Below are 20,056 nucleotides of genomic sequence, written 5' to 3'. Positions count from 1 at the left end.
TGGCACTGACCATGACTGCGGCACTGCGGGCGATCCGCTTCTCCATCCTGGACCGCTCCCGGGTGCGCCAGGACCAGCCGCACCCGGAGGCGCTGCGCGAGACCGTCGAGTTCGCCCGGCTCGCCGAGGAGTGGGGCTACCACCGCTTCTGGGTCTCCGAACACCACAGCGTGCCCGGCGTGGCCGGGTCCGCACCGACGGTCCTGGCCGCCGCCATTGCCGCGGCCACCTCCCGCATCCGCGTCGGCACCGGCGGCGTCATGCTGCCCAATCATCAGCCGCTGATCGTCGCCGAACAGTTCGGTGTCCTGGAATCGCTGTATCCCGGCCGCATCGATATGGGCCTGGGCCGCTCGGTCGGCTTCACCGGCGGTGTGCGCCGCGCCCTCGGCCACGACCGGCGCGACGCCGAGGACTTCGATGCCCAATTGTCCGAGCTGCTGGCCTATTTCGCGGGTGGTCGCCAGGGCGTGCACGCCTGGCCCGCGGAGGGCCTGCGGGTGCCCGCCTTCCTGCTCGCCACCGGTTCCGGGGCCGAGCGTGCCGCCCGCTTCGGCCTGCCGCTGGTCATTGCGCCCGTGTCCGGTGCGGACGCCATGGTCGAGGCGATCGAGCGGTACCGCACCGGCTTCCGGCCGGGCCCCGGCGGCGACGAACCGTATGTCGTCCTCTCCGGCTCGGTCGTCATCGCCGACACCACCGAGCAGGCCCACCGCCTGCTCCTGCCCGAGGCCTGGTCGGCGGCCTGGTCCCGCACCCGCGGCGAATTCCCGCCCCTGAGCCCGCCCGAGCTCATCGAGCGCCAACCCATGACCGATCGCCAGCGCGAGCTGTTCGAGGAAGCCCTGCGCGGCCACATCCACGGCACCGAATCCGAGGTCCTGGCCGACCTCGACCGCCTGGTGCGCCGCACCGGGGCCGACGAATTCCTGGTCCACACCAGCACTTACGACCGCACCGCGCGCCTGGAGTCCCACCGCCGGCTCGCGAACGCGGTAGGACTGCGCGCCGCTGCGGAAGGTCAGCGCGCCTCAGCGTGAGCCGTGCCAGACGCCGTCATGCTCGCGGTGGGTGGACAGGTAGGCCGTGTCGGTGAGCAGCGTGTCGTAGAAATCCAGGTCGATGTGCTGGGCCTGGAGGTAGTTCATGATCCAGACCGTGGGCACCGTGCCCGGGAACTTCCCGAACGTCTCGTCGATGTAAGTCGCTTGGAGAGCGACGAATTCGCGGAAGCGCCGGTCCCATGGCGCGGCCGCGCCGCGGACGCCCGGGGTGTCGGCGAAGGGCCCCGGCGTCGCCGGGTGGTACGGCCCGCCCGGCCCGAACTTGCGCTCGGCCAGCGCCTCGACCGCGGCGGCCATGGACTCGTGGTGCGGACGGCAGAACGCCTCGAACACCCCGGGCAGCCCGGTGGGATTGGGGAACGGCCACTCCGGATCGGCGTCATAGCGGAACCCGAGGCCGGGGACTTCCGGGTCGCCGGACGCCCCCAGCACGGTGAGCCGGTCGATGCCGTCGAAGGTCCACCCGCCCAAACCCATGGCACCGAGCAGCAGGTGGCCGTTCACCACCGCCGCCATGAGTTCCGCGGTGGCCTCGGTCAGCGAGTACTGCTCGACGAAGCTGAGCGGAATCGGATCGGTGAAACGCAAACGGTCCCGGTACTTTTCGACGCCCGGGATCTCCCGCTTGTTGATGTCGTCGTACAGCGCGAACCCGTTCTGGACGAAGAACCCGATATTGGCCAGCAGCTGCTGGGCCACATCCGCGACCGGAATCACCAGCAGCGAGCCGGGGTGATTGGCGATCCAGGTGTTGTGGCCCTCCAGGTACGGCTCCTCGCGCGGAATGTGAATGCGTTTGTCCGACAACCGGATCACCCGCGCCAGCAGCGCGTTCAGCTGGGCCTCTGCCGCACCGTCGCCCTGGGCGTAGGTCGCCGTCGGCGGGGCGTCGCGGGTCGGCAGGAAGTAGGTCCCGGAGTCATCGGTGAAGAAGAACTCGCTGGTGTGGAATCCGGCCGCCGAGGCGAAGGTTCGTCCCGTCGCCGACCCGCTGTAGTTCGGCCACGCGGGCGCGTATCCGGGATGGTGGCTGATCCCGAAATGCCAGCCGGTCCAGCCCGCGACGGTATTGAGCACCACCGCCCGCTCCAGCTCGCTCAGCGCGCGCGGCGCGTGCTTGCTGGTGAACGCCAGCGGGCCCGCCGGGATACTCCCGCCCAGCGGAAAGCGCCGGGAGCGCCGCCCGTAGATGGCATCCAGTAGCGGGAACCGCGCCAGTTGACGCAGCGCGTCCCGTTCGCCATCCCCAAGAGTCAAGGGCGGCAATCCCATAGAGCTCGTATCCGGCACAGTTCTCCTAAGGTGAACAGAAGGTGAACAGAACTTGACCAAAAGGTCGGTGGTGGGCCATAATTGCCGATCTGTGCCTCGCAACCCGCGAGGTTTGTGCAATCGGTATTACGCCGGCGCAACTCCGGAAGGAGGGCTGTCATGGCTTTCATCAACTTCTCTCGTAACCCGCTGACCGTGCTCTCGGTCCTCGCAGAGCGTTCCCGCTCGGCGCTGACCGCTCAGGAGCGGGCCAATCTGCGGTCCACGCGCGCCCGCGCCGCGATCTTCAGCGCCGCGCTGGGCGCCCACAGCACCCGCTGAGCCCGGGCTGCGCAACGTCGCAGGGCCGACGCCCGCTGTCCCGAATCATTCGGGGCGGCGGGCGTTTTCGTTATTCGGCCGGCCGCCGGCGGGTGCCACCGGAGCTCGCAGCCGGGCCGGTGGTTTGGTTCGCGCGCTCCCCGGCGTGCCGCCTGTCGACACCCAATCGACTGTCATAGCCGAAAAGTATCAGGTCGCGATCGGGAATTTGTGACCGGGCTCACGCTTGAAACCAACGTAACGTCAGGTTTTAGCGTGGCGGGAGCACATCGAAAGGGAGGCGCGATGGGTGAGCGGACCTGGCGGGTCGGCGAGCTGGCCCGGGAGACCGGGGTGACCGTGCGGACGCTGCATCACTACGACCGGCTCGGGCTGGTGACGGCGTCCTCCCGCACCGGTGGCGGGCATCGCTGCTACGGCGAGGCGGACGTGCGGCGGCTGCATCGCGTGATCGCGTTGCGGGACTTCGGGTTCACGCTCGAGGAGATCGCAGGCGTGCTCGCCGACGCGCCGGATCAGGACCCTCGGGACCTGGTCCGCCAGCAGCTCGAGGTGCTCGACCGCCGGATCGCACAGGCCCTGCGCCTGCGCGCCCGCCTGCTCGGTGTGCGCGACGGCCTCGACCGCATGGCCGAGCCGTCGGCACTGGAGTTCCTGCGATTGATCGAGGAGATGGTGGCCATGAATCAGCCCATGACACTGGAGGAATTCACCCGGCTCGCCCAGCAGCGCGAGGCCCGCATGCGGGAGCTCACCGAGGAACAGCGCGCCGAGTTGTTCCAGCGCCGCGAGGCCGCCTTCGCCGCATTGAGCGCCGAAGACGTCGAGCGCATGCAGGAGGAGCGGCGACGCTACCTGCCGCCCGGCTTCGAACCCATTGGCGCACAAGGGTAGTCGCGTCGGCGAGTGTGGCCCCGGTGTCCCGCCGGGGCCACACCCGTATCGGCGGGCGCATCAGCCCGCCAAGTCGTTCCTGGGCGCGCGAGCTGGTGGACACCTTCTTCGGCGACAGCGACGAGCATCAGGTGGCCGGGGACCAGCTGGCCCGGCTGGAGCAGCTCGGGCTGCCCTCGACAAGGTGCTGCAATCCGAACTCGGCGCGTACCTGGAAACGGCTGCCCGCCGCCGCGCACAGGACTGAACAGCGCTGTGCCCCCACTGATCAGCGGAGGGCGGCGCGGGCCCCGGCGGCCTCGAGTCTTATCCGGGCCGCCTCGGCGGCATCCTTGTCGACCTTCTCCAGGACCGCCTTGGGGGCTGCCTCGACCAGGTCCTTGGCCTCCTTGAGGCCGAGGCCGGGAATGATCTCCCGCATGGCCTTGATGACCTGAATCTTCTTGTCCCCGAAGGATTCCAGGACGAGATCGAATTCGCTCTGCTCGTCCGCGGCCTCGGCCGGCGGCGCGTCCGCCACGGCCTGCACGGCCACGGGCGGCGCGGCGGTGACACCGAACTCTTCCTCGAACGCCTTCAGGAACTCCGAAAGCTCCAGCAGCGTCATACCTTTGAAAACGTCGAGCAACTCGACAATGGTCATCTTGGCCATGATGTACCCCTTGCAACGCTGACCAGGCGATACCAACAAGTCTAAGCGTGCGGGGCCGCCAAGGTCATCAGATATTCGCGTTCCCCGCGTGTCAGCGGGCGTGGCGCGCCGTCGTCGATGGCGACCAGCGTGGAAGTGGCGGAGAGATACAGGTATTCGGCGTCTCGGACCTCGTGTGCCAGGGTGAACGAGGTGGTGCCGATGCGCTCCACGACCGAGGTGACGGTGACCGGCGCTGCACGGAAGAGCAGCGGCATGCGATAGGACAGGCGCTGGCCCGCGACCACCACCCGCCACGGGACACCGCCGGATTCGTGGCTACCCGGCAGAGATTCGTGGCTACCCACGAGAGACTCGTAGCGGCCCAGCAGATCCGAGCGGGCCTCGTCCAGGTACTGGGCGAACACCACATTGTTGAGGTGCTGCTGCGCGTCGATGTCGGTGCGGCGCAGCTGGATGTCGTAGGTGTGCATCAGGCTTCCAGATCCTTCAGCAGGTGGCGCTGATCCTCGGGCAGTAGGCGCGACCTCTGGGTGGCCTGGTCGAAGGCGACCATGGTGCACACGGCCGTGGAGTACACCACGTCCTCGTCCCGGATCTCCTGCTGCAGCGCGAACGACGAGGTGCCGATCTTGGTCACCCAGGTCTCCACCCGTACCGGTTCCTGGCGGTAGCGCAGCGGCGTCAGGTAGTCGATGTCCATCTGCGCGACCACATTGGCGCCGCCGAAACCCCGCGTCCAGAACAGGTCGATACGGGATTCCTCCAAGTAGCGCAGGTGCGCCGCATTGTGCACATGCCCGTCGGCATCCATGTCGGACCACCGCAGGGGGCACAGGAAAAGGTGTCGGGCCACCCCGCATTCATATCAAGCGGGCCGGGTGATTCAGCTCATGCCAGTTCGGGGCGGCAACCTCCGGGCTGGTGCCGGATGGCCGAATCTGCAAGAGTCGTGTCATTGACGCCATCGGCGCGGAGACCGCAGGCTGAAGGCATGCGGGTGGTGCTGATCGTGGTCTTCGACGGGTTCCAGCTGACCGATCTCGCCGGACCCGCCGACGTGTTCACCGGGGCGGCCGCGCTCGGCGCGACTCCGGGCTACCGGGTCGAACTGGCCGCCGCGCAGGCCGGTCCGGTGCGTTCCTCGTGTGGCATCGAGGTGACTGCGGCGCACGGGCTCGACACCTGGGACGGACCGCTGGACACGCTGCTCGTGGTGGGCGGGCTGACCGTGTGGGCCGCGGCCGGGGACGCCGAGCTGGTGACCGGCATCCGGCGGCTGGCCGCCGGCTCGGATCGGGTGGGCTCGGTCTGCTCGGGCACCTTCCTGCTGGCCCGGGCCGGACTGCTGGACGGCCGTCGCGCCACCACGCACTGGGCGGGTGGCGAGCTGCTGGCCGAGCAGTTCCCGGCCATCACCACCGAACCCGACCGCATCTACGTGCGCGACGGGCCGATGTGGACCTCGGCGGGGGTGACCGCGGGCATCGACCTGGCGCTGGCCATCGTGGCCGCGGACCACGGGCCGGACCTGGCGCGCGAGGTAGCGCGCTGGATGGTGGTGTATCTGCACCGCCCCGGCGGGCAGAGCCAGTTCAGCGCGCCGCTCGCGGCCAACCCGCCCAAGCGGAATTCGCTGCGGGCGCTGCAGGTCTGGATGGAGGAGAATCCGGAGGCGGATCTCTCGCTGCCCGCGCTGGCCGGGCGGGTCGGCATGAGCATCCGGCATTTCTCCCGAGTCTTCGCGGGTGAGACCGGGACCACCCCCGCCCGCTATGTCGAGCAGGTCCGCGTGGCCGCGGCCCGGCGCCTGCTGGAGACCACCGACCAGCCCATGGACCGGATCGCCGCCGCCGTCGGGCTCGGGAGCCCCGAGACCCTGTACCGAATCTTCCACCGCCAGCTGGGCATACCGCCGGGCGAGTACCGCGCCCGGTTCACCACATTCTGAAAGGGGGAGTGTCCCATGACATTCCAGATCGCCATCGTGCTCTACCCGGGCATGACCGTACTGGACGCGATCGGGCCGTACGAAGTGCTGCGGATGATTCCGGACAGCGAATTGCGGTTCGTCTCCAATGAAGTCGGCCCGATCGTCTCCGACAGCGGGGTGCTGGCGCTGGGCGCGACCCACACCTTCGCCGAGACCCCCGCACCGGATCTGGTGCTGGTCGGCGGATCCGAGGCCGCGACCACCGAGGCCATGGCCAACCGCGAGCTCATCGACTGGCTGCGGGCCGTGCACCCGAACACGCAGTGGACCACCTCGGTCTGTTCCGGCGCGCTGATCCTGGCCGCCGCCGACATCCTGCGCGGTCATCCCGCCACCACGCACTGGGCCGCCCAGCCCGCGCTGGCCGCGTTCGGGGCCGAGTCGCGCCCGCACGACCGGATCGTGCACAGCGGCAAGATCGTCACCGCCGCCGGGGTTTCCGCCGGAATCGACCTCGGGCTGTGGCTGGTCGGCCGGATCGCGGGGGAGCAGGTCGCGCAGATGACCCAGCTCTACATCGAATACGACCCGCACCCGCCGTTCGACGCCGGTCACCCGGACAAGGCGCCCGCCGAGATCATGCGCAAGGCCCGACTGGAGATGACCAAACGCGCCGCCACACCCCGCCTTCCGGTCGACCTGGCCACCACCTTCTGGCGGCTGACCCTCAACCGCATGCGGGAACGCGCCGCCGCCAAGCGCTGACTTCCCGTACCGCCGGAAGGGTGACCGCTTCCGGTTCGATACGCGCCTCCCGCAGGAAATACTCGGCGGGTTTCGCGGGCGCTGATGCGGGGCCTGCGAAGGGGAAGGCGGCCGGCGGTTTTCTCTGCGCTTCCGCTGACCGGAATCGCCACCTGGGCAGGTGAGAGGTAGGGGGCACGATGCCACAGTCCGTCGGGCTCAGCGGCAGGTAATTTTGGCGGAGACGACAACGACAGCCAGACATCACACACGGAGGGACGCTGTGCCACGCATCGCCGAGGATCGGCTTCCGGCCCAGCCGAGTTCACCCGAACAGGAGTCGCGTCGTCAGCGGATCCTGCGTGCCGCGGCGCACCACGGGGCCGAAAAGGGCTTGGAACGAGTTCAGATGCACGATGTCGCCAAGGACGCCGGGGTGGCGATTGCCACGCTGTACCGCTACTTCCCGTCCAAGACGCACCTGTTCAACGCACTGTTGTCCGACCGCGTGAAGCATCTCGCCGAGACAACCCCACTGACTCGCCCCGGCGTCGACCGGGTGCAAGCGGTCAGCGATCTGCTCGTCGAGGGCGGCCGCGAGCTACTGTCGCGACCGTTGCTCGCGCACGCGATGCTGCAGTCGAATCTCACTGCCGTCGCCCAGGCCGGCGGTGTGGTGACCAACCGCTTCAGCGACTTGATCACCCAGCTGCTGGGGGTCGAACACGCCAGCGACGCCCAAGCCCGCCTGGTGCGCATCACCGAGGCGGCCTGGTACGGGGTGCTCAATGCGGCGCTGAACCACCACATCACCACCGAGCAGGCCGAGGAGGACACCCGAGTAGCGTGCCGGAAGCTGCTCACCGGTATCGAGGAACTGGCGTGATGATCGCGCCACGGGCGGCCCGGTGTCGACTATCGCCCTACCGGCGATGTCTCGCTCACCGAAAACCTCCCACCTGCGGTGCCGCACAGCTCCGTAGCATCGCCGTCCATGAAATACGCGATCATCGCCCCTGCTGCCGCGGGCACCAGCGCCGATCCTGCTTGGATATCCGGCTTCGCCAGGCATGTGGAAGCGTGTGGCTTCGAGTCTCTGGTCGCCATCGAGCACGCCGTCGTGATGAGCCACTACGCCAGCGTCTATCCCTATGCGTCGTCGGGGAAAATGGAACTCCCCGACGACTGCGATATTCCCGATCCCCTCGAACTTCTGGCTTTTCTGGCAGGGCAGACCACGCGGCTCGGCTTGGCGACCGGCGTACTCGTGCTGCCCAATCACCATCCCGTGGTGCTGGCCAAGCGGCTGGCCACCCTCGATCGGTTGTCGAACGGGCGGCTGCGGGTCGGCATCGGCATGGGATGGATGAAGGAAGAGATCGAGGCATGCGGAGCCCCCTTCGATGCCCGCGGGCGACGGGCCGACGAGCAACTGGAAGTGCTCGCCAAATTGTGGGCCGATACAGGCGAGACCGGCGTCGACCACAAGGGTGAATTCTTCAGCTTCCAGTCAGCGATGTGCTACCCGAAGCCCGTCCGGGCCGGCGGTGTGCCGATTCACGTAGGCGGCCACACCAAGGCCGCGGCGCGCCGCGCGGGACGATACGGTGCCGGGCTGCAACCACTGGGAGTCACTGGCGACCAGTTGGCCGCGCTGGTCAAGCTGATGCACGAAGAAGCGACCCAAGCAGGCCGCGACCCTGCGCAGCTGGAGCTGTCGCTGGGTCACCTGGTCTCCCGTATCGACCTCGACCGCTCCGGCCGCCTTGCCGAACAGGGCGCCGATCGGCTCTTGCTGGCCCCGACCCCGACAGCGGATCTGCAACAGGCGATGGACGAGCTGTCGGCCTGCGCGCAACGGCTGGGCCTGTCATGACCGGGCTGACCATTCACGACCGAATCGCCCTACAGGACCTCGTCCACCGCTACGCAGAAGCGGTCGACGAGCGCGATTTTCATAGGGCCGCAGCACTTTTCACTGGTGACGGGATTCTGGAGCTGCCGAATCCGCCGGCCACTCTCGACCCGGTCGTCTCCCACACCGGGATTGACGCGGTGACCGCAGCACTGGCCGCCGTGGCCGCCGTGCCGGTGACATTCCACGCGATCGTGGGCGCCGTCTTCGATCCCGGGCCCACCGCGGCAACGGCTATCGGGAGGGTCTCGTGCACCGCACATCACCTCACCCGACGCCACGACCGCGACGCCGACCTGGTCTGGCACATCATCTACCGCGACCACTACCGCAGCACCCATGCAGGCTGGTTGCTCGCACGACGCAGCCTGCATGTGGCATTCATCGAGTCCCGGCCGGTAGCGGCGATGCGAGCACCAGGCCCGACAGGGTAGGCGTCGCCGAACCTGCGCCGCGGCAGAACCGGTGATCAGCTGCCGCCCAACGACGTCTCCACCCCGATTCCCTGGTCATATCCGCGGTCCGCAGGCCCGTCCACCGCGCCGAGGGACCATCTGTCTCGAGGAGCTTCACACATGTCTTCGTCTCGTCCCACAGCACTCGTGACCGGCGCCAGCCGAGGTATCGGCCGCGCCACAGCGCTGGTGCTGGCAGGCTCCGGATTCGACGTCGCATTCACCGCGCGCACCGTGGTGGAAGGCGAAGGTACCGTGCCGGCCCGCACTACGCGGGAAGGGGAAATCAGCTTCGGGGTGCCGGGCAGTCTGGCCACCACCCGCGCTGAGATCGAGATACTGGGAGCGCGTGCGTTACCGCTGCGGATGGACCTGGCAGATTCGGCCTCGGTGACCGCGGCGGCAGCGGAGTTGCTGCACCGCTGGGGAGCCCCGCACCTGGTGGTCAACAACGCCATCCTGCACAAGCCGCACGCACGGTTCCTCGAACTGGATCTCGATGACCTGCGCGAATCGCTGGAAGCCAATCTCATCGAGCAGATCCGCCTGACCCAGGCACTCCTGCCGGCGATGATCGACTCCGGCGGCGGCACGATCGTCAACCTGTGTTCGGGCTCAGCCGTCGTCGATCCCCCGGCCCCGCCCGGCGAAGGAGGCTGGGGACTGGGCTATTCGGCGGCGAAGGCAGCTTTCGGGCGCCTGGCCGGCGCCATCAACGCCGAACACCGCGGCGACGGGATCCGCGCATTCAACATAGAGCCCGGATTCGTCATCACCGAATCGGGCGCCGCCCGAGGAGGCACAGCCGACATCAAGGCCAGCGGCTTCACAGGGGCACCCTCGGATGCGTCCGGCCGAGTGATCGCATGGCTGGCCTCGGCACCGCACACCGAAACCGACCCACTCCTGGGAGTTCTGATCAACGCCCCCCGCGTCGCCAGATCCCTGGCCACGCACACGCCACGGTAGGTTCCCTGCCAGCAAATTCTCTCAACAAACCGCCTGGGGCGGCGCCGTCGATCGACCATCGACGACGCCGCCCTGGCTGGTATTCGCTGATGGTCCACGACCGCCCATCGACGGCTCTGTTCGCGCAAATGCCGGCCCCAATTGGCTTGTCCCGGTGAGCAGAAGGGCCGGTTGCACGTTTTCGCCTCGACAGCAGAATGACGACCCATGGATCTGCGAGAGACAACCCAGCAAAGGGCCCTACGCAGAGAGCTGCGCGAGTACTTCGCCCGACTCCTGCCCCCGGCGCAACGTCGAGAGGTGGCCGAGGCCGGCGCCGGCGGGCCGCGATTCCGCGAGGTGACTCGCATGCTCGGCCGGGACGGATGGCTCGGCGTCGGGTGGCCGCCGGAGTACGGAGGCCGCGGGTTGACCGCCGAGGAACAGTTCATCTTCTACGACGAAATTCAGCGGGCAGGAGTGCCGTTCCCCCTGGTCACCATCAATACCGTGGGCCCGGCACTCATGCAGTACGGCACCGAGGAACAGAAGGCCAGGTTCCTTCCGGGCATGCTCAGCGGCGAGATCGTGTTCGCGATCGGCTACACCGAACCCGAGGCGGGAACCGATCTCGCGTCCCTGCGGACTCGCGCGGTCGCTGACGGTGACGGGTTCGTCGTCGACGGAGCCAAGATCTTCACCACCGGCGGCAACACCGCCGACTACGTGTGGCTGGCCTGCCGCACCGACCCCGAAGCCCCCAAGCATCAGGGCATTTCGATCCTGATCGTGCCCTGCGATGACCCCGGCTACTCCTGGACCCCGATCACCACCGTCGGCGGCATGACAGTGACCGCCACCTATTACTCCGGCATCCGTGTCCCCGCGGCCGACGTGGTGGGTGAGGTCAACGGCGGCTGGCGGCTGATCACCACCCAGCTCAACCACGAACGGGTGGCGCTGGCCGCCCTCGGCGGCCGGATGATCCAGCTGTGGGAGGAAACGCTCGCCTGGGCCCAGGACACCGGCGTGGCCGAACAACCTTGGGTGCGGCGCGAATTCGCGCGCACACACGCGCGGCTGGAAGCGATGCGGCTGATGAACCACCGGCTCGCCGCCGAGGTCGGTGACGGAACCCTGAGCCCCGAGAAGGCCGCCGCCGCAAAGGTTTACGGCACCGAAGCCCATATCGACCTGCAGCGGTCGATGAGCTTCGTGCTCGGCGCCGCCGGACGGCTCCGCTCCGAGGCGGCCCGGGCCGCGTTGCACGGACAGGTCGAGCAGCTGTCCCGACAGGGCATCGTCAACACCTTCGGCGGCGGAGTCAACGATGTCCTGCGCGACATGGTCGCCACCGGCGCCCTGGGGCTGCCCCGAGGTGCGCGATGAACCACGAATCCTCCGACGCCACTGCAGCAGAAATCCGCGAGCTCCGCCCGCGGCCGGCGATCAACCTCGACAACCGGTTCTGGTTCGAAGCTGCACGCCGGCATCAGCTCCTGGTGCAACGCTGTGCGGCGTGTCGAACACTTCGGCACCCACCCGGTCCCCAATGCCCGCGGTGTCAGTCCTTCGACTGGGACGCCGTGCAGGCAACCGGCCGGGCCACCCTCTACTCCTGGGTCGTGGCACACCATCCCCGCCATCCCGCCTTCGACTACCCGCTGATCGTGGGGCTCGTCGAGCTCGAAGAAGGAACCCGGCTGATCACCAATCTCACCGGCGTCGCCGTCGCCGACCTCGAAATCGGTATGCCATTGACCCTCGGCTGGTTCGACGCCGACTCCGAGCTGAGCCTGCCGGTCTTCGCACCGGCCACTATCGAGGAACGCTGATGGACTTCCGACTCAGCGATGAACTGCTCGAAGTCCAAGCGCTGGCCGCCCGCGTGTTCTCGGCGCTCGGCGATTCCGACACCATCTGGACCGAACTCGGCCGTACCGGACTGCTCGGGCTGGCCCTCCCCGACGAGCACGGCGGCGCCGGACTGGGCATGGACGCTGCGTGCGTGCTGCTCGAAGAACAGGGCCGGACCGTCTCGGCCGCCCCGGTCTGGCCGCACATCGTCGCCGCCTCGGCGCTGGCCCGCCACGCCTGCGGCGACGTACTCACCGGCGTGGCCGACGGCGCCGTCCGACTGACGGTCGCGCTCGAGGAATACGGGAGCGCCACTGCGGCCGCACCGACGTGCCGAGCCACCCCCACCGAGAACGGAAGTGGCTCTGGCACATGGCGACTGTCGGGTATCAAGGCTGCGGTCCCGACACCCGAGGGCGTCGATTTCGTGCTCGTCTCCGCCGTCGCCGACGACGGCCCGGGCCTGTATCTGGTGACGAACCACGATCTGGCCTGGGAACCCGCGCCGACGACCGATCTCGACCGCGCGCAGGATCTGGTGCTCGAGTCGACACCGGCGCTGCGGGTCGGTGGTAGGCAGGCGTCGACCGAGGTTGTGCGCTGGTCGCGGCTGGCGGTGGCCGCACTGCAGGTGGGCGTTGCCGACGGCGCGCTGCGCCTGGCCGCCGACTATGTCCGTGACCGCCGCCAGTTCGGCCGCTCCATCGGCTCGTTTCAATCCGTGCAGCATCAGCTGGCCGACTGCTGGACCGACGTCGACGCCATGCGCCTGACCCTGTGGCAGGCCCTCACCTCTGATTCCGACGAAAACCAAGCGGACAGAGCGGCATTGGTCGCCGCATGGTGGTGCGGGCAGGCCGGACTCGATGTCGTGCACCGCGTCCAGCATGTCCACGGCGGCATCGGAGTCGACACCGATTACTCCGTCCACCGCCACTTCCTCTGGGGCAAACAACTCGCCGCCACTTTCGGCGGACCCGAAGCCGTCCTGCAGGAACTCGGCGAACTCCTCGGAAGCAGTGAACGATGAGCCCATCCATCACCGGTGCGGCGGCGATCGCCGGCATCGGGGCCACCGAATTCTCCAAGGCGTCCGGGCGCAGTGAGCTGCAGCTGGCCTGCGAGGCGGTCACGGCCGCCATCGCCGACGCGGGACTGACCCCGGGCGATGTCGACGGCATGGTGACGTTCACCGCCGAATCCTCGTCCGAGAATCACGTCGCACGCAATGTCGGTATCGGCGAACTGTCGTTCTTTTCCCGAGTCGGGCACGGCGGTGGCGCGGCTTGCGGCACCGTCGCCCATGCGGTCGCGGCGATCGTCGCCGGGCTGGCCGAGGTCGTCGTGTGCTGGCGCGCATTCAACGAACGTTCCGGCGAGCGTTACGGTTTGGGCCAGGCCGACAGACCCATGGACATCAGCGCCGACCGGGCGAGTTACTCGTGGATGACCCCCTATGGTCTGTCCACCCCGGCGCAGTGGGTGGCGATGTTCGCTCGCCGCTACATGCACGAGTACGGCGCGACGAGTGAGGATTTCGGTCGCGTCGCGGTCATCGATCGCGCGCACGCGGCAACGAACCCGCAGGCCTGGTTTCACGGTCGCCCGATCACGCTCGAGGAACACCAGAACTCCCGGTGGATCGCCGAACCTCTGCACTTGCTGGATTGCTGTCAGGAAACCGACGGCGCCCAGGCCGTGGTTGTCGTGTCCGCGGAACGAGCGCGTGACCTGCGGCATCCACCGGCCTACGTGCTCGGTGCGGCCCAAGGCGCCGGCGACGACCAGCTCATGATGACCTCCTACTACCGGCCCTCGATCTCCGGCATTCCCGAGATGGGACTGGTCGGGCGGCAGCTGTGGAATCAAAGCGGGCTCGGGCCGCGCGACATGGGAGCGGTCATCCTCTACGACCACTTCACGCCGCTGGTGCTACCGCAACTCGAGGAGCTCGGCTTCTGCGCCCGCGGCGAAGCACGCCATCTCCTCGCCGACGGCCACCTCGATCCCGGCGGCCCACAGCCCTTGAACACTCACGGCGGTCAGCTGGGCGAGGCGTACCTGCATGGAATGAACGGCATCGCGGAGGCGGTACGCCTGGTCCGGGGAACAGCGGTGAACCAGCCGCCCGACCTCACCAGCGTCCTGGTCACTGCGGGCACAGGCGTGCCGACCAGCGGCCTCGTCCTCGGCAATATCCGCCCATGACCCATCACATAACTCCGGAAATACACGGCGACAACGAGAAATGAGAGAACAGGTATGCAAACACTGAAAGACAAAGTCGCAATCGTCACCGGTGCAGCCGGGGGAGTGGGTCGCGGTATCGCGCTCGCCCTCGCACATGCCGGAGCCCGCGTGGCAATACCCGATATCAAACCGGCCGACGACCTCGTCGCCGAGCTCGGCGAGGACACTGCACTCGCCAAGATTTGCGACATCCGCGACAGTTCCCAGGTCAACGCCTTCGTCGACGAGGTTGTCACCAAGTTCGGGACCGTCGACATTCTCGTCAACAATGCCATGGCATCCGCACTGCTGCCGCTGACCGAAACCAGCGACAAGGACATCGAACTGGCGATGAGTACCGGCCCGATGGCCACCCTGTACTTCATGCGCGCCTGCTATCCGCATCTTGTCGACGGAGGCAGAATCATCAACCTCCGATCCGGCTCGGAAGTGACCGCAATTCCCAACTTCGTCACCTACATCGCGGCCAAATCCGCGATCGCGGGAATCACTCGCGCCGCCGCGCGCGAGTGGGGCCGATCCGGCATCACCGTGAACGCCATCTGCCCGTTCGTCCTGTCCGACGCCGCTGCAGCCGAATTCGAAAAACACCCGGGACAGCTCGACAACATCCTCGCCAACCTGTCGATCCCTCGCCTCGGCCATGCCGAGAACGACATCGGCCGGGCCGTGGTCTACCTGGCCGGACCGGACGCGAGCTACGTCACCGGAACCACCATCAGCGTGGACGGCGGCGCCGCCTTCATGGCGTAGCGGCCGCATCGCCCGCGACCTCCCACCCGCTATCGTCAAGCGCCCCAAGGACACCCGATGGCCCCAGCCACCTCGACCGACGCCAGCCCTCCGCCGTCCCAGGTTCCCTCGGCCGCGGGGCGCCCGATCGCCGACCGTTCCCTGCGGCGCCTGTTCCTCAGCGCTCCGTTCGCGCATGTCTGCCCACAATTGTGCTTCGGGTCCGTCGGATACTTTGCTGCGCTGCAGGTTCAGTCGATGGACTCCGATCACAAAGTGCAGCAGCTCGCACTGGTCAACGCGGTCGTCGCTACCGTTTCGGTTCTCACGCAACCGGTCGTGGGCGTCTTGTCCGACCGCACGCGGACACGGTTCGGAGCACGATCGCCGTGGATGCTGGCCGGTGCACTGCTCGGATTCCTGGGTCTGATCGCGGCCGGGTCGTCCACGTCGGTCGCGATGCTGCTGATGACCGCGAGCATCGCCTACCTGGGCTTCAACACCTTCGGTGGCCCCCTCACCGCGATCCAGCCGGACCGGGTGCCGGTGGATCGGCGCGGCCGCTATTCAACCCTGGCCGGCCTGGGAACGGTGATCGCGGCGATCCTCGGTCCGGTGATCGGGGCAAGCTTCGCCACCCGAATCCCCTTGGGATACACCGTTGTCGCCACCATCACCCTCGTCTTCTCGCTCGGATTCCTGATAGCGAACCCGGACGCCGACAATCGAAACAGCAGCCGACCCCCGCTTTCGGTCGCCACTGTGCTGCAGATGTTCTGGGTCAACCCCAGACGCCATCCCGATTTCTTCTGGGTATTTCTCGGCCGGTTCCTGATCTGCGGCGGCTACTACATGGTGCTGACCTACCAGCTCTATATCGCCCAGGACTACGTAGGCCTGACGCTCACGGAAGCCACGCATCTCACCCCGATAATCAGTCTGGTCAGCTTGCCCGGATTTCTCCTGGCCCTCGGCATCGCAGGACCGCTCTCGGACAGAATCGGACGACGCAAACCCATCGTTCTCGCTGGCGGCATCATCATCGCGGCCTCGGCGCTGCTCCTGATTTGGTCTCCGACCGTGGGCGGGTTGATCGGATCCACTGTTGTGCTGACGATCGGATTCGGCACCTTCCTCGCCGTCGATCAAGCATTGGTCACCCAAGTACTCCCCGACGCCGACAGCGCCGCCAAGGATCTCGGCATCATCAATATCGCATCCACCCTGCCGAGCACCTTCGCACCAATGGCGGCCGCAGCGATCGTCACAGCGTCCCACGGATACGGCACGCTGTACCCGGTTGTGGCAGTTGTCGCTGGACTCGGCGCCCTCGCTATCCTTCCAGTCAAAACCCGATGACCCCGCCATCTGGGCACCAACACCTGATGCCAACCCGAGATACGGCGCTGGCCAACATCATTCGACTGACCCCCTGCGAGCCGGGTCCACGAAGAGCGAAAGCTCTTGCTGCGGAAGGCTTTACAATACTCGTAACGCAGCTCACGCAGACCCGGCTCCGCCTCACTGCCAGCCACGGCATGCAGCGTGCGCGGCCCAATGCGGCCACTATCGGGAAATAGCCTAGGGCTCGATGGGGAGGTTCTCGGCGCGGCGCAACCGGACGGCGAGCATGATCAAGTAGTCGAGGGAGTCAGCCGACAGCTCGGCGGCCGTGCTCAATAGCTGCCGCAGCGTATCGCCGTGGATATCGGCAATGATGGTGTTGTTGTTCGTTGCATCGCAGTGCGTGGTGCCGTCGCCGAAGTAGTCCGGGTCGACGCCGAAAAAGTCGACCAGAGCGGCTGCCAGCGCGGATGAAGGATGAGAGCGGCGACCGCGGCGGAGTTGGGACAGATACGGTTCGGATACCGAGAAGCCACGACGGTCGAGCTCAGCAACCAACCGATGATTGGTCAAGCGCTCATGGTGCTGCTGCGCCCACTGGTCGAATAGGGCGTTCAACCGCCGACCGAACTGGCTGGGCATCAGTGAGGCCTCATTTCTAGGGGAGGCGGGGTCCTGAACAGATTTGGCGACTGGGCGGCCGGTCCTGGTCGGCCTCCGTGCCGACCGGGCCCGCAGCGCCTATTGGGCTCGATGGCGTCGAGCTCTCGATCGCCGTCCAGGTGTGACGGGACGGCCGAATGCGTCGGAGTATTCGGCGGTGGCGCAGACGTCGTAGATTCGACCGCCCGGCGCGCAGGCGGGTGCTGGATGACCTAACCGCCGGGCCACACCGAACGCTCGAAGTCCCGCGTGGCGCGGAAACGGGCGGTGGTGTCGAGTTTCTGCCTCGCTCGAACTACTGCTGCACTTCGGAAGGTTCGCGAATCAAGATTGGTGAAAAATCGCGGCGGTCACCTGTCGGGCAGCGTCGAGCACCAGCGGCGCGACTCGCTCGAGCTGCGCGTCGCTTTTACCGGTCAACGAGATTGCACCGATCGTGCTGTCGAGGGGGGTGCGGATAGCGACAGCGGTGCAGGCGATGTCATCGAAGCATTCTCCGCGCGCGAACGCGATGCCGTTTCGGTCGCGTATGGCGCTGAGTTGCTTGTGAAGCAGGTTGATATCGGTGATGGTGCTCGCGGTCGACCGGGTCATCGCGCTGGCAACGCGTCGGTCCACGTCTTCGGGCGTGAGCCAGGCCAGCATTGCTTTCCCCAGCGCCGTCGCGTGCGCGGGTGCTGTTGCACCGACACGTGACGGCACGCTTTTGGCGAAGTGGCCACCCATCTTGTCGAGGAAATACACCTGCCCTTTGTCGAGGGTTGCCAGGTGCACTGTCATACCCGTGCGCAGCATCAATGCGTGCAGCAACGGCGCGGCTGCTGATCTGAGGGCGTTGGAGTCGTCGTTGCTGCCGACCTGCAGTGCCCGTGGTCCCAGGCTGTAGCCCAAGCTGGTGCGGTCGAGCCACCGGACTCTGATCATTTGTTCGATGATCCGGTGGGCGGTGGAGCGGGGCAGCCGGGTAGCTCGGGCGACGTCGTCGAGTGTCAGGCGACTGGTGCGGTAGGGAAACGTGTCGAGGATCAGGCTCATCCTCTCGATCATCGAGGGCGGGAGCTGCGAGCTCTGGGGGTGTGAAGCTTCGAGGACTGAGGCAGTCACGGGACCTCCGGAAACGGAACTGAAATTAATTCTAGTGACGGGCTCCACGTTAGCAGCGCTCTGACCTCACAGGAAGGCAAAACTGAAATTCATTCTGCCCAGTGGTCGGCTGCGTACCTCTCTGCGCCGTTCACGCCCACTCGACCAGCGAGGAGTCGAAGTACTCCCATCCGCGCTGTCGCCACCAGCGCGCGTGCGAGGCCAGGCCGTCGCGGTACTCGTCCCACGTGTGGTCGGTCGAGAGCGACCAGGCCCGATCGGCCGTGCCGACCAGGCGTGGCAGCACGAGCCGCCCGAGGTCGGCGAAGCCCTCGACGGTCTCGCACCAGATGGCCGCCTCGACGCCTGCGATCTCGACCTCGAGATCGCCGAGAATCCGCGCGGGGTCCCATTCCCAGCTGCGACGGATGGTCGACGCCGCGTGGATCGGGTGGCCCAGGTGCGGACGTGACGCGCCCGGATCGCGGGGCGGTTCGGCGTAGGCGCGATCGAGGTACGCGTGCGAAGCAGGCGACAGCAGTACCGGTGCCGAGGCCCGCGCAAGAAGGTATGGATCTTGTCGAGCACGTGCCGATTCCGCGTGAATGGCATCGAGAACCGCCGAATCCTGCAGCGCCGCAGCCATACCCGCGAGTGGGTGGTCGCTCGGGATCGGGTCGGGGATCGCGGTGGAGTCGTCCGGGGCGAGCATGTCGTTCCAATACTGGAACATGGCGATCCGTTCCGGCTCGGCCCGTACGGTTTGCTGCCAGGCGATCACCTGTTTGCCTCGCTCGGCCAGCTGGGTAGCGGCGAAATCGATGAAGCGGCGGTACTTTTCGGCAGGCATGAACACGGTCTCGTCGCCGCCGATGTGAACGAAAGGCCCTCGGGTGAGCTCGGCGACGACGCCGAGGACATCGCTGACGAAACGCCGCGCGTCCTCATTGTCGGGATCGAGGTGGGTGAACGCGGTCGCGGGCAGTCCCGGTAGCTTCGCCTCGCCCCGAATGGTCGTCCCGATCTCCGGATACGCCGCGGCGGCCGCACCGATGTGACCGGGTATGTCGATTTCGGGGACGATGGTGATGAATCGCTGCTTCGCGTAGTCGGTGATCGCGGCGTATTCGCCGACCGACAGGAAGTCATCCGAATTCTCGGTGAGTTTCGGGCGGCCCGGGACCTGCAGTCGCCAGCCCTCGTTGTCGGTTAGATGGAGGTGCAGCACGTTGAGCTTGTAGTAGGCGAGCAGGTCGATGACCCTGGACAGTTCGCCGACGGTGAAGAAGTGCCGTGCCATGTCCAGTGACAGTCCGCGCCATCGATAGCGTGGGCCGTCGAGCACCATCATGGGGGTGATGCCCGTGCCGGAAATGCGGTGTGCGGCAGCGAGTTGGCGGAAGCTGGCCGATGCGCGGTAGAGCCCGGCCGGGGTGGGTGCGGTGAGCGTCGCCCCGCGTGCCTCGATCCGAATCGAGTGGCGCTCATCGGTGTCCGCGCCGGTGGGATCGATGCCGGTTGCCCCCGGTACCGCATCGTCGGGCGGTGCATCCAGCCGGAATTCGAGCACCGGTCCGCGGGCCTCCGTTGCGTCGCGGATCAGGTTCAGGCGGACCGAGGTGTCCGAAAAGTACTCGCTGACGAAGCGTCTGGCGATCGGCATCGCAGAGTCGGAGTCGGCCAGGACTGCGGTGTCGGGGGTGAGTGCCATTTCCGGACCGGTCAGGCGCCGAACTAGGTAAGGGGTGGGGACGATACCCGTGACCAGGTTAGGGATGGATGTGGCGGGTTCGCTTCTCGTCATGTGTTTCCTTCGGGACGGATGAACGAAGACCGGCCGGGATGGCGGTGGCCGTCCCTAGCTGGCCTTCGAGATCGGATCAGACGCGCGGTGCGGGGATTTCGACTGCTGCCCCGAGGTCGGCCACG

Annotated in this window: 22 protein-coding genes and 1 pseudogene; 16 read left to right on the top strand and 7 right to left on the bottom strand. The window is 67.3% G+C overall.

Annotated elements, in window-relative coordinates:
• The first annotated feature begins 11 nt into the window (after positions 1-11).
• A complete protein-coding gene (locus ACFXN1_RS39630; RefSeq protein WP_379440543.1) occupies positions 12-1,040 on the top strand; it encodes an LLM class flavin-dependent oxidoreductase in 1,029 nt (342 codons plus the stop codon).
• Here the strand turns inward: ACFXN1_RS39630 and ACFXN1_RS39625 are convergent.
• The gene (locus ACFXN1_RS39625; RefSeq protein WP_379440542.1) at positions 1,032-2,336 is read right to left on the bottom strand and encodes a hypothetical protein; all 1,305 of its coding nucleotides are present in this window, start codon (positions 2,334-2,336) and stop codon (positions 1,032-1,034) included. The genes ACFXN1_RS39630 and ACFXN1_RS39625 overlap by 9 nt on opposite strands.
• A 159-nt stretch (positions 2,337-2,495) precedes the next feature.
• On the opposite strand from ACFXN1_RS39625, the gene ACFXN1_RS39620 reads away from it, so the two are divergent.
• Complete coding sequence (locus ACFXN1_RS39620; RefSeq protein ID WP_354841596.1) at positions 2,496-2,657, top strand: hypothetical protein; 162 nt, start codon at positions 2,496-2,498, stop codon at positions 2,655-2,657.
• 285 nt (positions 2,658-2,942) lie between these two features.
• Positions 2,943-3,551, top strand: coding sequence for a MerR family transcriptional regulator (locus ACFXN1_RS39615; RefSeq protein ID WP_379440540.1), 609 nt, complete (start codon positions 2,943-2,945; stop codon positions 3,549-3,551).
• Between the two features lie 268 nt (positions 3,552-3,819).
• Here the strand turns inward: ACFXN1_RS39615 and rplL are convergent, their stop codons facing one another.
• The 3 genes from rplL to ACFXN1_RS39600 are packed head-to-tail and all read right to left on the bottom strand — an operon-like array spanning position 3,820 to position 5,017.
• A complete protein-coding gene (rplL, locus tag ACFXN1_RS39610; RefSeq protein WP_357001394.1) occupies positions 3,820-4,203 on the bottom strand; it encodes a 50S ribosomal protein L7/L12 in 384 nt (127 codons plus the stop codon).
• Between the two features lie 41 nt (positions 4,204-4,244).
• Positions 4,245-4,676 carry an acyl-CoA thioesterase gene (locus ACFXN1_RS39605; RefSeq protein ID WP_379440539.1) on the bottom strand — a complete coding sequence of 144 codons (432 nt, stop codon included), beginning with the start codon at positions 4,674-4,676 and terminating at the stop codon, positions 4,245-4,247.
• Positions 4,676-5,017, bottom strand: a complete 342-nt coding sequence (locus ACFXN1_RS39600; RefSeq protein WP_379421290.1) for an acyl-CoA thioesterase — start codon at positions 5,015-5,017, stop codon at positions 4,676-4,678. Before ACFXN1_RS39600 ends, ACFXN1_RS39605 begins: the two co-directional genes overlap by 1 nt.
• Positions 5,018-5,197: 180 nt before the next feature.
• On the opposite strand from ACFXN1_RS39600, the gene ACFXN1_RS39595 reads away from it, so the two are divergent.
• From ACFXN1_RS39595 to ACFXN1_RS39535, 13 genes and pseudogenes are all read left to right on the top strand, one after another.
• Positions 5,198-6,154, top strand: a complete 957-nt coding sequence (locus ACFXN1_RS39595) for a GlxA family transcriptional regulator (RefSeq protein ID WP_379400515.1) — start codon at positions 5,198-5,200, stop codon at positions 6,152-6,154.
• A gap of 15 nt (positions 6,155-6,169) precedes the next feature.
• The gene (locus ACFXN1_RS39590; RefSeq protein ID WP_379440537.1) at positions 6,170-6,901 is read left to right on the top strand and encodes a DJ-1/PfpI family protein; all 732 of its coding nucleotides are present in this window, start codon (positions 6,170-6,172) and stop codon (positions 6,899-6,901) included.
• A gap of 262 nt (positions 6,902-7,163) precedes the next feature.
• Positions 7,164-7,766: a TetR family transcriptional regulator gene (locus tag ACFXN1_RS39585; protein WP_379400513.1), complete on the top strand. Its 603-nt coding sequence runs from the start codon at positions 7,164-7,166 to the stop codon at positions 7,764-7,766.
• Positions 7,767-7,874: 108 nt separating this feature from the next.
• Positions 7,875-8,756, top strand: a complete 882-nt coding sequence (locus ACFXN1_RS39580) for an LLM class F420-dependent oxidoreductase (RefSeq protein WP_379440536.1) — start codon at positions 7,875-7,877, stop codon at positions 8,754-8,756.
• Positions 8,753-9,229 (top strand): nuclear transport factor 2 family protein, encoded by a 477-nt coding sequence (locus tag ACFXN1_RS39575; protein ID WP_379440534.1) that lies wholly within the window; start codon positions 8,753-8,755, stop codon positions 9,227-9,229. The genes ACFXN1_RS39580 and ACFXN1_RS39575 overlap by 4 nt, the downstream gene beginning before the upstream one ends.
• Positions 9,230-9,397: 168 nt before the next feature.
• Positions 9,398-10,219, top strand: a complete 822-nt coding sequence (locus ACFXN1_RS39570) for an SDR family oxidoreductase (protein WP_379421291.1) — start codon at positions 9,398-9,400, stop codon at positions 10,217-10,219.
• A gap of 207 nt (positions 10,220-10,426) precedes the next feature.
• Positions 10,427-11,587 (top strand): acyl-CoA dehydrogenase family protein, encoded by a 1,161-nt coding sequence (locus ACFXN1_RS39565; protein ID WP_379440533.1) that lies wholly within the window; start codon positions 10,427-10,429, stop codon positions 11,585-11,587.
• Positions 11,584-11,766, top strand: a pseudogene (locus ACFXN1_RS39560) (zinc ribbon domain-containing protein); the annotation flags it as partial. The gene ACFXN1_RS39565 and the pseudogene ACFXN1_RS39560, both read left to right, overlap by 4 nt.
• A gap of 18 nt (positions 11,767-11,784) precedes the next feature.
• Positions 11,785-12,033, top strand: a complete 249-nt coding sequence (locus tag ACFXN1_RS39555; protein ID WP_379440579.1) for a Zn-ribbon domain-containing OB-fold protein — start codon at positions 11,785-11,787, stop codon at positions 12,031-12,033.
• Positions 12,033-13,085 carry an acyl-CoA dehydrogenase family protein gene (locus ACFXN1_RS39550; RefSeq protein ID WP_379440531.1) on the top strand — a complete coding sequence of 351 codons (1,053 nt, stop codon included), beginning with the start codon at positions 12,033-12,035 and terminating at the stop codon, positions 13,083-13,085. Before ACFXN1_RS39555 ends, ACFXN1_RS39550 begins: the two co-directional genes overlap by 1 nt.
• The gene (locus ACFXN1_RS39545; RefSeq protein WP_379440530.1) at positions 13,082-14,263 is read left to right on the top strand and encodes a lipid-transfer protein; all 1,182 of its coding nucleotides are present in this window, start codon (positions 13,082-13,084) and stop codon (positions 14,261-14,263) included. Before ACFXN1_RS39550 ends, ACFXN1_RS39545 begins: the two co-directional genes overlap by 4 nt.
• Positions 14,264-14,317: 54 nt before the next feature.
• Positions 14,318-15,058 (top strand): SDR family NAD(P)-dependent oxidoreductase, encoded by a 741-nt coding sequence (locus ACFXN1_RS39540; protein ID WP_379400505.1) that lies wholly within the window; start codon positions 14,318-14,320, stop codon positions 15,056-15,058.
• A gap of 57 nt (positions 15,059-15,115) precedes the next feature.
• Positions 15,116-16,396, top strand: coding sequence for an MFS transporter (locus ACFXN1_RS39535; RefSeq protein WP_379440528.1), 1,281 nt, complete (start codon positions 15,116-15,118; stop codon positions 16,394-16,396).
• Positions 16,397-16,618: 222 nt separating this feature from the next.
• Here the strand turns inward: ACFXN1_RS39535 and ACFXN1_RS39530 are convergent, their stop codons facing one another.
• The 3 genes from ACFXN1_RS39530 to ACFXN1_RS39520 form a co-directional block, all read right to left on the bottom strand.
• The gene (locus ACFXN1_RS39530; RefSeq protein WP_379440527.1) at positions 16,619-16,954 is read right to left on the bottom strand and encodes a helix-turn-helix domain-containing protein; all 336 of its coding nucleotides are present in this window, start codon (positions 16,952-16,954) and stop codon (positions 16,619-16,621) included.
• A 414-nt stretch (positions 16,955-17,368) separates the two neighbouring features.
• Positions 17,369-18,079, bottom strand: coding sequence for an IclR family transcriptional regulator (locus tag ACFXN1_RS39525; protein WP_379440525.1), 711 nt, complete (start codon positions 18,077-18,079; stop codon positions 17,369-17,371).
• 199 nt (positions 18,080-18,278) lie between these two features.
• Positions 18,279-19,931 carry a family 20 glycosylhydrolase gene (locus ACFXN1_RS39520; RefSeq protein WP_379440524.1) on the bottom strand — a complete coding sequence of 551 codons (1,653 nt, stop codon included), beginning with the start codon at positions 19,929-19,931 and terminating at the stop codon, positions 18,279-18,281.
• Between the last annotated feature and the right edge of the window lie 125 nt (positions 19,932-20,056).

Origin of the sequence: Nocardia sp. NPDC059154 (assembly GCF_042755705.1) — a bacterium.
Lineage (GTDB): Bacteria > Actinomycetota > Actinomycetes > Mycobacteriales > Mycobacteriaceae > Nocardia.
Note: the sequence above shows the minus strand (reverse complement) of the source record. Positions and strands in the feature narration are given on the sequence as shown.

Excerpts from the sequence above, each read along its gene's own strand:
- ACFXN1_RS39630 (WP_379440543.1), top strand. The coding sequence starts at position 12 with ATGACTGCGGCACTGCGGGCGATCCGCTTCTCCATCCTGGACCGCTCC.
- ACFXN1_RS39625 (WP_379440542.1), bottom strand. The coding sequence starts at position 2,336 with ATGGGATTGCCGCCCTTGACTCTTGGGGATGGCGAACGGGACGCGCTG.
- ACFXN1_RS39620 (WP_354841596.1), top strand. The coding sequence starts at position 2,496 with ATGGCTTTCATCAACTTCTCTCGTAACCCGCTGACCGTGCTCTCGGTC.
- ACFXN1_RS39615 (WP_379440540.1), top strand. The coding sequence starts at position 2,943 with ATGGGTGAGCGGACCTGGCGGGTCGGCGAGCTGGCCCGGGAGACCGGG.
- rplL (WP_357001394.1), bottom strand. The coding sequence starts at position 4,203 with ATGGCCAAGATGACCATTGTCGAGTTGCTCGACGTTTTCAAAGGTATG.
- ACFXN1_RS39605 (WP_379440539.1), bottom strand. The coding sequence starts at position 4,676 with ATGCACACCTACGACATCCAGCTGCGCCGCACCGACATCGACGCGCAG.
- ACFXN1_RS39600 (WP_379421290.1), bottom strand. The coding sequence starts at position 5,017 with ATGGATGCCGACGGGCATGTGCACAATGCGGCGCACCTGCGCTACTTG.
- ACFXN1_RS39595 (WP_379400515.1), top strand. The coding sequence starts at position 5,198 with ATGCGGGTGGTGCTGATCGTGGTCTTCGACGGGTTCCAGCTGACCGAT.
- ACFXN1_RS39590 (WP_379440537.1), top strand. The coding sequence starts at position 6,170 with ATGACATTCCAGATCGCCATCGTGCTCTACCCGGGCATGACCGTACTG.
- ACFXN1_RS39580 (WP_379440536.1), top strand. The coding sequence starts at position 7,875 with ATGAAATACGCGATCATCGCCCCTGCTGCCGCGGGCACCAGCGCCGAT.
- ACFXN1_RS39575 (WP_379440534.1), top strand. The coding sequence starts at position 8,753 with ATGACCGGGCTGACCATTCACGACCGAATCGCCCTACAGGACCTCGTC.
- ACFXN1_RS39565 (WP_379440533.1), top strand. The coding sequence starts at position 10,427 with ATGGATCTGCGAGAGACAACCCAGCAAAGGGCCCTACGCAGAGAGCTG.
- ACFXN1_RS39550 (WP_379440531.1), top strand. The coding sequence starts at position 12,033 with ATGGACTTCCGACTCAGCGATGAACTGCTCGAAGTCCAAGCGCTGGCC.
- ACFXN1_RS39545 (WP_379440530.1), top strand. The coding sequence starts at position 13,082 with ATGAGCCCATCCATCACCGGTGCGGCGGCGATCGCCGGCATCGGGGCC.
- ACFXN1_RS39540 (WP_379400505.1), top strand. The coding sequence starts at position 14,318 with ATGCAAACACTGAAAGACAAAGTCGCAATCGTCACCGGTGCAGCCGGG.
- ACFXN1_RS39535 (WP_379440528.1), top strand. The coding sequence starts at position 15,116 with ATGGCCCCAGCCACCTCGACCGACGCCAGCCCTCCGCCGTCCCAGGTT.
- ACFXN1_RS39525 (WP_379440525.1), bottom strand. The coding sequence starts at position 18,079 with ATGAGCCTGATCCTCGACACGTTTCCCTACCGCACCAGTCGCCTGACA.
- ACFXN1_RS39520 (WP_379440524.1), bottom strand. The coding sequence starts at position 19,931 with ATGACGAGAAGCGAACCCGCCACATCCATCCCTAACCTGGTCACGGGT.